This is a genomic window from Cylindrospermopsis curvispora GIHE-G1, assembly GCF_014489415.1.
GTDB classification, from domain to species: domain Bacteria; phylum Cyanobacteriota; class Cyanobacteriia; order Cyanobacteriales; family Nostocaceae; genus Raphidiopsis; species Raphidiopsis curvispora_A.
On the sequence record NZ_CP060822.1, the window covers coordinates 1130754 to 1142780 of the forward strand.

General features: G+C 40.9%; 13 protein-coding genes, 1 tRNA gene and 1 pseudogene. 9 read left to right on the forward strand and 6 right to left on the reverse strand.

The window, feature by feature from the left end:
* Window positions 1-136: 136 nt before the first annotated feature.
* The gene (locus IAR63_RS05305; RefSeq protein WP_187706850.1) at window positions 137-1339 is read left to right on the forward strand and encodes an argininosuccinate synthase; all 1203 of its coding nucleotides are present in this window, start codon (window positions 137-139) and stop codon (window positions 1337-1339) included.
* A gap of 49 nt (window positions 1340-1388) precedes the next feature.
* Here the strand turns inward: IAR63_RS05305 and IAR63_RS05310 are convergent, their stop codons facing one another.
* Window positions 1389-2015 carry a DedA family protein gene (locus IAR63_RS05310; RefSeq protein WP_187706851.1) on the reverse strand — a complete coding sequence of 209 codons (627 nt, stop codon included), beginning with the start codon at window positions 2013-2015 and terminating at the stop codon, window positions 1389-1391.
* Between the two features lie 533 nt (window positions 2016-2548).
* Between IAR63_RS05310 and IAR63_RS05315 the strand changes: the two genes are divergently transcribed.
* Window positions 2549-2896, forward strand: coding sequence for an STAS domain-containing protein (locus tag IAR63_RS05315; protein WP_187706852.1), 348 nt, complete (start codon window positions 2549-2551; stop codon window positions 2894-2896).
* 158 nt (window positions 2897-3054) lie between these two features.
* Here the strand turns inward: IAR63_RS05315 and IAR63_RS05320 are convergent, their stop codons facing one another.
* A complete protein-coding gene (locus tag IAR63_RS05320; protein WP_187706853.1) occupies window positions 3055-3570 on the reverse strand; it encodes an Npun_F5560 family protein in 516 nt (171 codons plus the stop codon).
* A gap of 123 nt (window positions 3571-3693) precedes the next feature.
* Entirely contained in the window at window positions 3694-4020 is a 327-nt protein-coding gene (rpsF, locus tag IAR63_RS05325; RefSeq protein ID WP_187706854.1) for a 30S ribosomal protein S6, read from the reverse strand.
* A 169-nt stretch (window positions 4021-4189) separates the two neighbouring features.
* Between rpsF and IAR63_RS05330 the strand changes: the two genes are divergently transcribed.
* A complete protein-coding gene (locus IAR63_RS05330) occupies window positions 4190-4969 on the forward strand; it encodes a fumarylacetoacetate hydrolase family protein (protein WP_187706855.1) in 780 nt (259 codons plus the stop codon).
* A 10-nt stretch (window positions 4970-4979) separates the two neighbouring features.
* On the opposite strand, the gene IAR63_RS05335 is transcribed toward IAR63_RS05330, so the two are convergent.
* Window positions 4980-5456, reverse strand: a complete 477-nt coding sequence (locus IAR63_RS05335) for a Tic20 family protein (RefSeq protein WP_187706856.1) — start codon at window positions 5454-5456, stop codon at window positions 4980-4982.
* Window positions 5457-5600: 144 nt separating this feature from the next.
* Entirely contained in the window at window positions 5601-5798 is a 198-nt protein-coding gene (locus tag IAR63_RS05340; protein ID WP_187706857.1) for a hypothetical protein, read from the reverse strand.
* 369 nt (window positions 5799-6167) lie between these two features.
* Between IAR63_RS05340 and IAR63_RS05345 the strand changes: the two are divergent.
* From IAR63_RS05345 to IAR63_RS05370, 6 genes and pseudogenes are all read left to right on the forward strand, one after another.
* Window positions 6168-6329 (forward strand): annotated as a pseudogene (locus IAR63_RS05345) (IS607 family transposase); the annotation flags it as partial.
* A gap of 356 nt (window positions 6330-6685) precedes the next feature.
* On the forward strand, window positions 6686-7969 hold the full coding sequence (glyA, locus tag IAR63_RS05350; protein ID WP_096545779.1) for a serine hydroxymethyltransferase: 1284 nt from the start codon (window positions 6686-6688) through the stop codon (window positions 7967-7969).
* A gap of 119 nt (window positions 7970-8088) precedes the next feature.
* Window positions 8089-9339 (forward strand): competence/damage-inducible protein A, encoded by a 1251-nt coding sequence (locus IAR63_RS05355; RefSeq protein WP_187706858.1) that lies wholly within the window; start codon window positions 8089-8091, stop codon window positions 9337-9339.
* Between the two features lie 339 nt (window positions 9340-9678).
* Window positions 9679-10104 (forward strand): hypothetical protein, encoded by a 426-nt coding sequence (locus tag IAR63_RS05360; protein WP_187707370.1) that lies wholly within the window; start codon window positions 9679-9681, stop codon window positions 10102-10104.
* A gap of 77 nt (window positions 10105-10181) precedes the next feature.
* Window positions 10182-10253: transfer RNA gene (locus tag IAR63_RS05365), tRNA-Lys, on the forward strand.
* 163 nt (window positions 10254-10416) lie between these two features.
* On the forward strand, window positions 10417-10653 hold the full coding sequence (locus tag IAR63_RS05370) for a hypothetical protein (protein ID WP_187706859.1): 237 nt from the start codon (window positions 10417-10419) through the stop codon (window positions 10651-10653).
* A gap of 217 nt (window positions 10654-10870) precedes the next feature.
* Here IAR63_RS05370 and nagZ read toward each other — a convergent pair whose 3' ends face one another.
* Window positions 10871-11959, reverse strand: a complete 1089-nt coding sequence (nagZ, locus tag IAR63_RS05375; protein WP_187706860.1) for a beta-N-acetylhexosaminidase — start codon at window positions 11957-11959, stop codon at window positions 10871-10873.
* Between the last annotated feature and the right edge of the window lie 68 nt (window positions 11960-12027).

Below are 12027 nucleotides of genomic sequence, written 5' to 3' on the forward strand. Positions count from 1 at the left end.
CTAGAATGTGATTTTAATGGCAACCAAAGTCAGGGTTTGTTGATGGACAATAAACGTTCTAATTATAGTAAATTGTATACTAAAATAGCAATGTTTTAAGAATCATCAATCAATGTTGTTCTAACTGGAGAAATTAATGGGTCGCGCCAAAAAGGTTGTTTTAGCATACTCCGGTGGGGTAGACACCTCCGTTTGTATCCCCTACCTGCAACACGAGTGGGGAGTGGAAGAAGTTATTACCCTAGCAGCAGATTTAGGTCAGGGAGACGAATTAGAGCCAGTCAAAGAAAAGGCCTTAAAATCCGGTGCCAGTGAATCCTTGGTAGCAGATGTTAAAGAAAGTTTTGTCCAAGACTACGCATTTCCCGCGATTCAAGCTAATGCTCTCTATGAAAATCGCTATCCTCTGGGAACAGCTCTCGCTAGACCATTAATTGCTAAGGTACTAGTAGAAACTGCCCAAAACTATGGTGCAGATGCGATCGCTCATGGTTGTACTGGCAAGGGTAATGATCAAGTTCGCTTTGATGTTTCCTGCACTGCACTGAACCCCAAGTTAAAGATTCTGGCACCTGCTAGAGAATGGGGAATGAGTAGGGAAGAAACCATTGCCTACGGTGAGAAATTTGGTATTCCAGCACCTGTGAAAAAATCCTCCCCCTATAGTATTGACAAAAATCTACTGGGTCGGAGTATAGAAGCTGGTATATTAGAAGACCCGGCTAATGAACCACCCGAGGAAATTTATGAAATGACTAAAGCCGTAGCTGATGCTCCCAATGAACCGGAATATCTGGAAATTGGCTTTGAAAAGGGCATTCCCGTTACTATTAATGGAACTGTCAAAACACCAGTACAGCTAATTCAAGAAATCAACACCATTGTTGGCAATCATGGTATTGGACGTATTGATATGATTGAAAATAGACTGGTGGGAATTAAATCGCGGGAAATTTATGAATCACCAGCTATGGTGGTATTAATCAATGCCCATCGAGATTTAGAAAGTCTGACTCTGACTGCTGATGTGACACAGTACAAGCGTGGTCTTGAAGAAACTTATACTAAGCTCGTATATAATGGACTTTGGTATAGTCCATTAAAAAATGCTATAGATGCTTTTATACAGCAAACACAAACCCGAGTTTCTGGAGTAGTACGTCTAAAGCTGTTCAAAGGCAATGCTACTATAGTGGGACGTTGGAGTGAAAATACTCTGTACACACCAGATTTAGCAACTTACGGAGCGGAGGATCAATTTGATCACAAAGCTGCGGAAGGATTCATTTATGTTTGGGGTTTACCAACCCGAATTTGGGCCCAACACAGCAGGGATTAGTCAGTATGACAGCAGGTGATAGAGATATAATCTCCCATCACCTTGTTGCCTACTCGCCTAAATGTTTAACTTGACGTGACTCCCACCAAATGGGGATTACAATCACTAAAACCAGAATAAGTAAAGCCAATATGGCAAATTGACTCACCCAAGTCACCAATTGTTCCAGAGAAACTATTTTGCCGGCAAAAAATGCTAGGGTAACCATTACACTGGCCCAAGCGGAAGCACCAGCTAAGTTATATACTAAAAATTTGCCAAATGGCATTTCCGCAATACCAGCTAAGGGAGAAGCGAAAATCCTCAATAAGGCAAAAAATCTACCAAAAAACACGGTTTTCCCAGCATTTTCACTAAATTGATCTTTAATACTAACTAGTCGATCTTCAGATATGCGGAATATCTTTCCTGCTTTTACTAGTAGTGACCAACCACCAAACCTACCAATCCAATAACCACAGACACCGCCAATTACAGCACCTGTAACAGCATCACCCAAAACCAGCCAGTAATTAAGCTCGTCACTACCGGCTAAGAAACCTCCGACTAAGGTTAGGGTTTCACCGGGTAGAGGAATGCCCAAATTTTCTAGCAAAATCCCCACGAAAACTGCCCAGTAACCGTAGGTTTGGGCAAATTCTTGGATTTTTTCCAGTGAAAATAATTCCAAAGACATTCAACACCACCAACTTTATACAGTTCTACATTTTAGAATACTTTCCTTTCGCCTGTCCTTTTGATTATTGGTAAAATTTTTCCACGGTCTGCCAATTTTATAATTGTTAAGTTTGCTACTGAAATTTGGCGAATTTTATGCTTATACTATGAAAAATTAAGTTTGAAACCAAAATTTATATCTTTTTATGATTAGCAACTGGAGATTATAAAAGACCATACAAGGTAAATTACGGCTTAATTAGGGCTCCCCTCGGTCCTTTAGGATGCCTAGGGCTAGATAAATAAAATTATTCCGCTTTTCATTGTCGAGGAACACATTACTAAGGACTGGTCAAACCGACCAAATTAAACAAGGAATGTCTAGCTATGTCCAGAAATTGTCGAACAGCAGCCAACCCAATCGGATTCGTTTTCGATTTGGGTGTTATAACCCTTAGAAAGTAAATACTGTTGATCAGGAGTTGTAATTGATGTATAATAACAACTCTGGTGAACATTTAAACTCTCCCGTTCAATTATCCAGTTAAAATCATGACTCTTACACAAGAACGCCAAGTGATTTTGTTCCAACCCCAAGGAAGCATCAACTTACAAGTTGGTACCGACCTAAGCGAGAAGATGGCTAAAATTACCCCCCAGCCAGATCAGCTATGGGTTATAGATTTAGCTAAGGTTGATTTTATGGATAGCTCGGGTTTAGTTCCCCTGATTCAAGCACTGAAAACCGTGCGTGAAAGTGGTTGCCGTCTGGTGATTTGTAATGTACAAGCTCCCGTTAGGCTAGTACTAGAACTAACTCACCTAGACTCTGTGTTTGAGATAGTTAACAATTACCATATTCCCGATTCTACTCCTAGTCTAGTTTCTACTACATTCTAGGATATATTATAATCATCCAAAGTTTAATTAAACACTTGCCTAACAAACCATAGCCGTGTTACTACAAAAGTATTCCATAACGCCCACTTTCTAGTAGGCGTTATGGCCAGAGCTATGTTTATAAAACTTTAAAAAAAATTTTAAGGTTTTGCAGTACGCTAGGGAAAGTTTGGTAGGTCTATGCCACTATGGGTTGAATGTCGACTTTTTAGAGCTAGTCTATAACTAACGCTTTGTAGTTCTGCTTGGAGTTGTCCATTTTCTTTTTCCAGCATGGCTATTTTTTCCTGCAATGGGTTAATTCTTTCTTCAAATTTTTGACTATAAATTTGTGGTAGCTCCTGTACCACCTGCTCCAACATGCGACTGCGATCAGTTAGTTCTTGAACTGACTGTCTTAGCTGAAGAATTTCGGTATCACGGATAGAAATTTGTTCCTGATAGAATGTTACTTGCTCTTCCATAGCTTGCAGTTGTTGCTGCAGTGAGGTTATTTGTCCCACATTACCCTTTAACTCTTTTTGCTGAGGGATAAAAGTGTTATTACCTTTGACCAGTCGAAATAGTTCTTGGGATAACTGCTGCACCAATTGATCTCTCAGTTGCAGGTCTTGACGCAACTGCAACACTTCCGTAGCAAGCTCTTGGATGTTGGGATTCTCGGATTCAGTCACGGTGGGTTATATCTCTTATGTTGTTTAGGTTGTTAAAATATATACTTACATTTCTTAGTAGATCAAGGTTGCTCAGGTGAGAGCAACCGAGTTTTAGTACAAAACAGTACTATTCTTTGGTGGTTAAGCTGGCACTGCTTCGCTATCGGGCGATGTAGTTTTAACTTCCTGTTTAACAGTTAGGTAACGAATAACATCTTCATTGAGACGCATGCTACGCTCAAAAACAGCAATAGCACTTGCAGGAGCTGTATAGTTAAACTGGACATAGACACCATCACGATGGCGATTTATTTCGTAAGCAAGACGACGCTTGCCACGGTTTTGAACCTCTAAATTCTGTGCGCCCTGTTCGTTCAACAGGTTTTGGTATTTAACTATGGTCTGGTCTACCTGGTCGTCTCCCAAATCAGGACGGAGAATGTAGGTTGTTTCGTAAACTGTGGTCATGTATTGTTAGTTCCCTTATGGACAACAAAGGCTGCTGATGTAGATATGTGTGTAGAGTAACCTGATAGGTTACCGACCACCCCACATCCCAAGCAACAAGGAACTACAATTGTAGCAGTTTTCAGTTCCATTGTCTAACCCATGTTTAACCCAAATTATGGCAGAAATTATGGCACAACGGTACGTGCGAGTTAAAAGTCAGGAAGGAAGGATTTACTACGGGTCATTAGAAATATCCTTGAGTGTGATAGTTTTAGATGGCCCCCCTTGGTTGGAGGGAGAACCGACGGGTTTAATTTTGGAACCAGGTAAATATCAATTACTGGCTCCCTGTTTGCCTTCTAAGGTTGTTGCTGTGGGTAAGAATTATGTTGACCATGCAGCTGAAATGGGTGGATCTGTTCCCTGTGAACCCCTAATTTTTTTGAAACCACCCACCACTGTCATTGCTTCGGAGATGGAAATTAAATATCCCCGTCAGTCACAACGGGTAGACTATGAGGGCGAGTTAGCACTGGTTATTGGCGATCGCACTTGTGATTGTTCGCCACAGGAGGCCCAAAGCAAGATTTGGGGTTATACCATTGCTAATGATGTCACTGCTCGGGACTTACAAGTTAAGGACTCTCAATGGACTAGAGCTAAGGGTTTTGACACCTTTTGCCCTCTAGGTCCTTGGATTGTGCGGGAATTAAATCCTGGTGCTAGATTACAAACCTTTCTCAATGACCAGTCTCACCCTGTTCAATCTGCTTCTATTGATCAAATGGTCTTCCCTCCCGATATCTTAGTTTCCTATATTAGTCAAGTTATGACCCTCATACCGGGTGATGTAATCCTGACTGGAACTCCATCCGGTATAGGTCCATTAAATTTGGGCGATCGCGTATCCGTAGAAATTGAAGGAATTGGCAGATTGGAAAATATAGTTGTTGCCAGGTATAGTTAATAACCGGGTACTAACGGACTTGAATGTGAACTGCTTCCGAAATAGCCGGTATTTCTGGATAGCGACCATTTAAGGACTGAAATACGGAATAGACAACACAGGCGAATATCCCTAGAAATATGGTATTTGCCAAGATTTGTGCTGCAAAATCGCTGCTGGGGAGAGTCCCAAATACTCTTAGTAGTATGGAAGATAAAAATATGACAATGTCTAAAAGGATCGCCTGCATGGCATTAAAGCGAATAAAGTGGTTAATTTTTTCATTTCTGACCACAAAGAAGAACAGGGCAAAAAACACTAGGATTTGACCATACCCGGATGCCTGATAAACTCTAGCAATTGGTAATATTGGTAACAAGAGTATTCCTAGGATGGGAAACTGTTGCAGTAAAAACTCGCTGAAACCCAGACTATCAACTAAGGGTAGTAAATAGGGTAAACAGGCAAAGATTCTGTCAGGAATAGTAGTGGATCCGCGCCAAGACATTGTGATTTCTCCCGTGCTGCAATTTTGATAATTATGTTGACTTTGATAATCTTATGCCAACTTATGGTTGTGGCATAATTTCTTTTAGCGATCTTTTAAGATTGGGCTATTAAGAATCCGTACCTCCCGATTAATCAAATCTTCTTAATGAATATTGGCTAGTATAAAGCCCATTACACATTCATACTGTTCTGCTTGGTGTTCTGTACACTGTTTCACAGCTTGACCACAGCGTAATCTACCTTCATGCCAACGGGGTTGACCGCTATTATCAGCGAGCAGGCAAGATTGACAAACTTGCTCGGGGGCAAATATCTGATTGTCTGTTAAAATGACTAACATTCCCACACGATAGTAAGATAAAGAAAAGTATCGACAATATCTGGAGTTGATCCAGATGGAGTCAGTAAGGCGCTTTTGACTGCGCCAATTAGAATACGCTTGCAAAACAAAAACGGTTCTAATGAATCCCCGTTCCTTTAGAGCGGGGAGAAGTCAACTCCATCGCTTTGTCATCAGGGGCCGGAGGAAATTTTTTCGCACCCGTTCCTATTGTATACTACAATCGCAATGTATGAAAAAATCTCAGCGTTGTCGCACCCTACCCATAGGTGGTGAGGTTTTGGTAGTACGATTAAGGGATAAAAGCTGAAAGAAAATTTCTACCCAGATATTGACAAATTTACCAGAATGTCCACATACTAAAATGTAGTGTATACTATTGTTGAGTTCAATGAAGAAATCTGTTTTGAACAAGAACTTGTACAGGACATGATAGACTTGATTCAAGTGTTTTCCAGTCGTCTTTATGGCGCTAGAAGTCACAAAAAGAAAAAGTTGATTGAGGGTATAGCAGTTGATGAGGTGAAATAATGCTACTGGGTAACTCACTTATGATCTCGCTAAAAACCACAGCGTTATCAAAATTGAAGACTTGAGTATCAAAGCATTTTTAACGAGTTTACGTTTGTCCTGAATGTGGACACACACCAGAGATCGCAGCAAAAAATCTAGAACGATGGTTTGAAGGAATTCATATTCCGATTCGTTCGGATCAAACGGTAAGCTCTACCGAGATAGCTTGTGGAGTGGACAAACCTCTCGAGAATCATCTCGAGACTACGATGAAACAGGAAGTAGGTTCTAAAGTCCAGGTCTATAAAGGTCTGGGTAGCTTTGGGTAGATCCTATAGAGCGGATAATTAAGGATAATTATAAGGATAATTATTGTGAATAACACCAACTCAGAAATTCTCAAATCTGTTGACCCTACTATTAGTAATTTAATCAACCAGGAACTGCAACGGCAAAGAGATCACTTAGAATTGATTGCCAGTGAAAATTTTACCTCCGCTGCCGTTTTGGCTGCGCAGGGTTCTGTACTAACTAACAAATACGCAGAAGGTTTGCCTGGTAAAAGATATTATGGCGGTTGTGAATTTGTTGATGAAATTGAACAAGTAGCCATTGACAGAGCGAAAGAATTATTTGGTGCTGCCCACGCTAATGTACAACCACACTCCGGTGCCCAAGCTAATTTTGCTGTATTCCTCACCTTGTTGCAACCAGGAGACACCATTATGGGCATGGATTTGTCCCATGGTGGACACCTAACCCACGGCTCACCAGTTAATGTTTCTGGTAAATGGTTTAAAGTATGTCACTATGGAGTTAGTAAGGAAACAGAACAGTTAGATTATGACCAAATTCGTGACTTAGTAATTAAAGAACGTCCTAAACTGCTCATTTGTGGTTATTCCGCCTATCCTAGAATTATTGACTTTGAAAAATTCCGTAGCATAGCGGATGAGGTAGGAGCGTACTTATTGGCAGATATAGCCCACATAGCAGGTTTAGTTGCCACAGGTCATCATCCCAATCCCCTTCCCCACTGTGATGTAGTCACAACAACTACCCATAAAACTCTGCGGGGTCCCAGGGGAGGTTTGATTTTAACCCGGGATGGGGAACTAGGTAAAAAGCTGGATAAGTCGGTTTTCCCTGGCACTCAAGGTGGCCCCCTAGAACACGTGATTGCTGGTAAGGCGGTGGCCTTTGGAGAGGCATTAAAATCCGAGTTCAAAACCTATTCCGGTCAGGTAATTGCTAATGCTCGCGCCTTAGCTAATCAACTACAAAATAGGGGACTAAAATTGGTGTCTAATGGTACAGATAATCATCTTGTATTAGTAGATTTACGATCTATTGGCATGACAGGTAAAAAAGCAGACCAGTTATTGAGTGGTGTTAATATCACAGCTAATAAAAATACAGTTCCCTTCGACTCAGAGTCACCATTTGTTACCAGTGGTTTGAGACTGGGTTCCCCAGCTATGACCACGAGAGGTCTAAATGTAGTAGACTTTACTGAAATTGCAAACATAATTAGCGATCGCCTGCTTGATCCAGAGTCCCAGATAGTTGGCAGGGATTGTAAACAGCGGGTAGCCGCACTGTGCGATCGCTTTTCCTTGTACCCGCACTTAGAAGTGCCCAGTCCTGCGCTAGTATAGTAATATTGTGGTAAAGGCATGGCCGTTTATGCCCTCAGTGCTAGACTAACTGAGAACACACTTTTCTAGGAATTGTGTGAACGGTCAATTAATATTCTTATACTCCCATATGCCCAAACATGAGCGCGGAAATTATTTGTGTTGGTACAGAATTACTGTTAGGAGACATCCTCAACAGTAATGCCCAATTTATTGCCCAGGAACTGGCACAGCTAGGTATTCCCCACTACTATCAAACAGTAGTGGGAGATAACCCGGAAAGACTTAAAACAGTAATTGAAATTGCCGCTTCCAGGGTAGAAATTCTAATTTTTACTGGTGGACTAGGTCCCACACCAGACGATTTAACCTGCGAGACCATAGCTGATTACTTTGGTGCTCCCCTGATTGAAGACCCGGAAATAATTGAGGATATTAGGGAGAAATTCAGCCAAAGAGGAAGAGTAATGTCTCCCAGTAACCGTAAACAGGCCTTAATTCCCCAAGGATCCCAAGTTTTACCCAATCTCACGGGAACTGCACCGGGTATAATTTGGCAGCCTAGACCAAACCTGACGATTTTAACCTTTCCGGGTGTTCCCAGCGAAATGCACCAAATGTGGCAAGATACAGCAGTACCTTTCCTCAAAAGTCAAGGTTGGGGAAAGGAAATTATCTACAGTCGCAGTTTAAAATTCTGGGGTGTGGGTGAATCAGTCCTTGCGGAAAAGGTTTCTGATTACCTGAGTTTATCTAACCCCACGGTTGCCCCTTATGCGGGTAAAGGAGAAGTACGACTGAGAATTTGTGCCAAAGCACCGGATAATATAGCCGCAGAAGAGCTAATTGCCCCCGTAGAAAAGAAACTGAGAGAAGTTGGTGGACTGGACTATTATGGAGTTGATGGGGAAACATTAGCATCTGTTGTGGGTAAATTACTGCGTCTTTCGGGAACAAGTTTGTCAGTGGCTGAGTCCTGCACTGGTGGAGGGTTGGGACAAATGCTGACGGAAATTCCCGGTAGTTCGGATTACTTTTGGGGGGGAGTGATTGCCTATGATAATTCGGTAAAAGTGAGATTATTGGGGGTTGATCCTGGGGATTTAGACCAATTTGGTGCTGTGAGTGCTGTGGTTGCGCAACAAATGGCTACTGGTGTGAAAAATAGTTTAGGAACTACCTGGGGATTAAGTATTACAGGTATTGCTGGACCAACTGGGGGTAGTGAGACCAAACCCACAGGTTTGGTGTATATTGGTCTTTCAGGTCCTAATGATCAGGTACATAGCTACGAATGTAGATTCGGAACCATGAGGTCTCGTACTCTGGTCCGTTACCTAGCTGCTGCTAATGCTTTAGACTATCTGCGTCGTCTGCTTTTGACTGTGTAAACTTTTACCTTACTCAATTTGTCTTGTCCCCAGCTATACCACAATCAACTCATTAAGTTTTGTTAAGACTTAATTTTTTTGAGGTGAAAATGTTGCATCATTCGTGTTACTCTCAAACAGTTCTTATTACATACCTAATTAAAATTATGAAGTTGATTGCTATACAAAATGTCGAAAGTTTTCATATCACTGGTGGTTTCCCCTAATGATTCTATAAACACCCATGGTTGGTAAACACAAAGAGAAAACCTGGTAGCTTTTATATAAGAACTATATGAGAACTGCCACAAATTTATCTGCTTGTGACTTTTTGTATCAAATTGATTGAGCGAGGACCAAGTGCAAAGAAGGTGTGATAAGAATCGGAACCGTTCCAGAAGAAGGGCTATATACTGTCCCATTCATGATTGTTACCTTGACAGCGTCAGTCAAAAATATAGACTTTTTGCGGATAAACCAGGTCAGTTACAAAAAAGAGGTTTTGGTCGTCGTACTGCTTCTTTAGTAATATCTCAATATACAGCAGTGACCATTCAAGGAGAGTGGTTGGAGGCATTTTGGTGTCCAGAGTGTCAAGAAAAAAAATGGTATTACGTGCGTCAGTCTAATAATGGTATATATGAAATTTCTCCAGCTCCTATGGATCTGTGGAAGCAAGTGTCAGGTGTAATTGATCCCTATGGCAATCCGTCTGTTAGTGAATTCACTCGATTAAGTGCTAAGCAGACAAACTATAGAGGTCTTAGTGCTTTCTATTCTCTCTAAAACTCACGATTGATCCAGTTTTTTGAATGCACTACTGGATCTAAAGTCAAAACTCTGTTATCATAATCTTTCAGTTGGGGTGACTAGCTCAACGGTAGAGCATCGGACTCTTAATCCGCTGGTTCTGAGTTCGAATCTCAGGTCACCCACTGAATAGATATGATTGCCATATATTACCTGAACTCGATCTAATAGTCCGGATGTAATTCCCAAATGTGAAATCTACCATGTTAGTAAATGATGAGTTGGGTCATTATTTAGATAATGTCTCAATCAGCATTGTTAAGTTAAGCAAATTTTGGAGAAAATCGGATGTTAAACTTCAAAGGTATGGTGGATGACCTGTTGACTCCTATCGAAGCTGAAGCTGCTGCTAATATCAATGGAGGCGCGGAAATGATTGATAAAACCGTTGAAGAAGGCGCGGTACTGTTCAATCGTAGTAGATATTTGCAAGCGTTGGGGGTAGCCTATTTAGCACCTCCAGGAATTGGTGAAATAACCAATAAAGAAGCCTTGTTGGCACAGTACGAAGGTTGGAGAGGTTAGTCAATTAGGATCTTCGCCTTGTTAAGTCCTAAGTTTTTCGTTCCTAACTTGATAATTAACATTCATATTGCTCTTAGTCCAATTGCTTAACTCATAGGCCCTGGAATTACAAACGTGGTTCTAGGGTCTATTTATTTACATACTGAGGCACAATTATTTGTAGGATGGGTTTTCAACCCATCCTACGTTCATCTTATATTTAATTCCACCCACCCATTTATTCAAGATCAAAACAACAGTTGATAGCAAGTTCTGCATGATCAACTAATATCTGTTTTTCCAGCGGAAAAACCTCATATTGGGGGGTTTTAGTTAATAGTTGGGCAATTCTGTTATGGGAGTTTTCTATAACCGATGGGGTTAGAGAACCATTGTGCAAACAAGAAATGAAATTTTCAGCTATTTTATAGGTTTTTTCAATGGATGAAGAGCTTATATTGCGAGAAACTAAAAATAAATCACACCCAGCATTAAAAGCACGTGCTACTGTTTGAGGATAAACAAACATATCTGCAACCGCTTTCATATCTAAGTCATCAGAAACCACTACCCCAGAAAAATTCAATTCCTGTCTTAAAATCTGATGAAGAATAGTAGTTGATATTGTAGCTGGAAGATCCGGGTCAATTTGTGGAAACAGTATGTGTGCTGTCATCACCAGTGGTATTTGTTCCTGAATAAGAACTTCAAAAGGTATTAACTCTCGATTCTTTAAATCTTCTAAACTCAAATTCAAGACTGGTAACTCCAGATGAGAGTCTTGACTAGTATCTCCATGACCAGGAAAATGTTTAGCACAACCAAGAATACCCGACTCCTTTAGTCCACGATAGTACTCTGTAGCGTTTTGACCAGCTAAGTTAGCTATTTGACTAAAAGCACGTAAACCAATAACAGGGTTTTGAGGATTAGAAAAAATATCCGCCACGGGAGCAAAAGAAAGGTTGATCCCTAAAGATCTTAATTCCAATCCAGTTGCTTTTGCTACTTGATATGATCGAGACCTAAGTAAATGGGCAACGGGGAACCGTGTGATGGGTAATGGTGTTCTAACTACCTTTCCACCCTCATGGTCTAGGGCTGTAAACAGCAGTTCTCGCTCAGTATATTCACGAATATTAGTAAGTAGTTTTTTGAACTCTTCTAACCAGATGGGATAGGGTGTGCCATCGAGAAAGTTTTTGGCGAAAAAAATCACACCAACGGGTTTTAAATCGCTTAGTACCCGTTTGTCATCATCCGTGAGAGTTGTACCGGAAACTCCGAGAATTAAATGATTACCAAATTGCTGTAGATGTTGGGACATGGATTGCTAAAAGCATGGGGATGCAACGGGACTTTTTCCCCAAGCCAGGTTAAATGTAACAGAATGCA

Excerpts from the sequence above, each read along its gene's own strand:
- IAR63_RS05330 (WP_187706855.1), top strand. The coding sequence starts at position 4,190 with ATGGCACAACGGTACGTGCGAGTTAAAAGTCAGGAAGGAAGGATTTAC.
- IAR63_RS05340 (WP_187706857.1), bottom strand. The coding sequence starts at position 5,798 with ATGTTAGTCATTTTAACAGACAATCAGATATTTGCCCCCGAGCAAGTT.
- IAR63_RS05335 (WP_187706856.1), bottom strand. The coding sequence starts at position 5,456 with ATGTCTTGGCGCGGATCCACTACTATTCCTGACAGAATCTTTGCCTGT.
- IAR63_RS05370 (WP_187706859.1), top strand. The coding sequence starts at position 10,417 with ATGTTAAACTTCAAAGGTATGGTGGATGACCTGTTGACTCCTATCGAA.
- nagZ (WP_187706860.1), bottom strand. The coding sequence starts at position 11,959 with ATGTCCCAACATCTACAGCAATTTGGTAATCATTTAATTCTCGGAGTT.
- IAR63_RS05355 (WP_187706858.1), top strand. The coding sequence starts at position 8,089 with ATGAGCGCGGAAATTATTTGTGTTGGTACAGAATTACTGTTAGGAGAC.
- rpsF (WP_187706854.1), bottom strand. The coding sequence starts at position 4,020 with ATGACCACAGTTTACGAAACAACCTACATTCTCCGTCCTGATTTGGGA.
- IAR63_RS05305 (WP_187706850.1), top strand. The coding sequence starts at position 137 with ATGGGTCGCGCCAAAAAGGTTGTTTTAGCATACTCCGGTGGGGTAGAC.
- IAR63_RS05315 (WP_187706852.1), top strand. The coding sequence starts at position 2,549 with ATGACTCTTACACAAGAACGCCAAGTGATTTTGTTCCAACCCCAAGGA.
- IAR63_RS05310 (WP_187706851.1), bottom strand. The coding sequence starts at position 2,015 with ATGTCTTTGGAATTATTTTCACTGGAAAAAATCCAAGAATTTGCCCAA.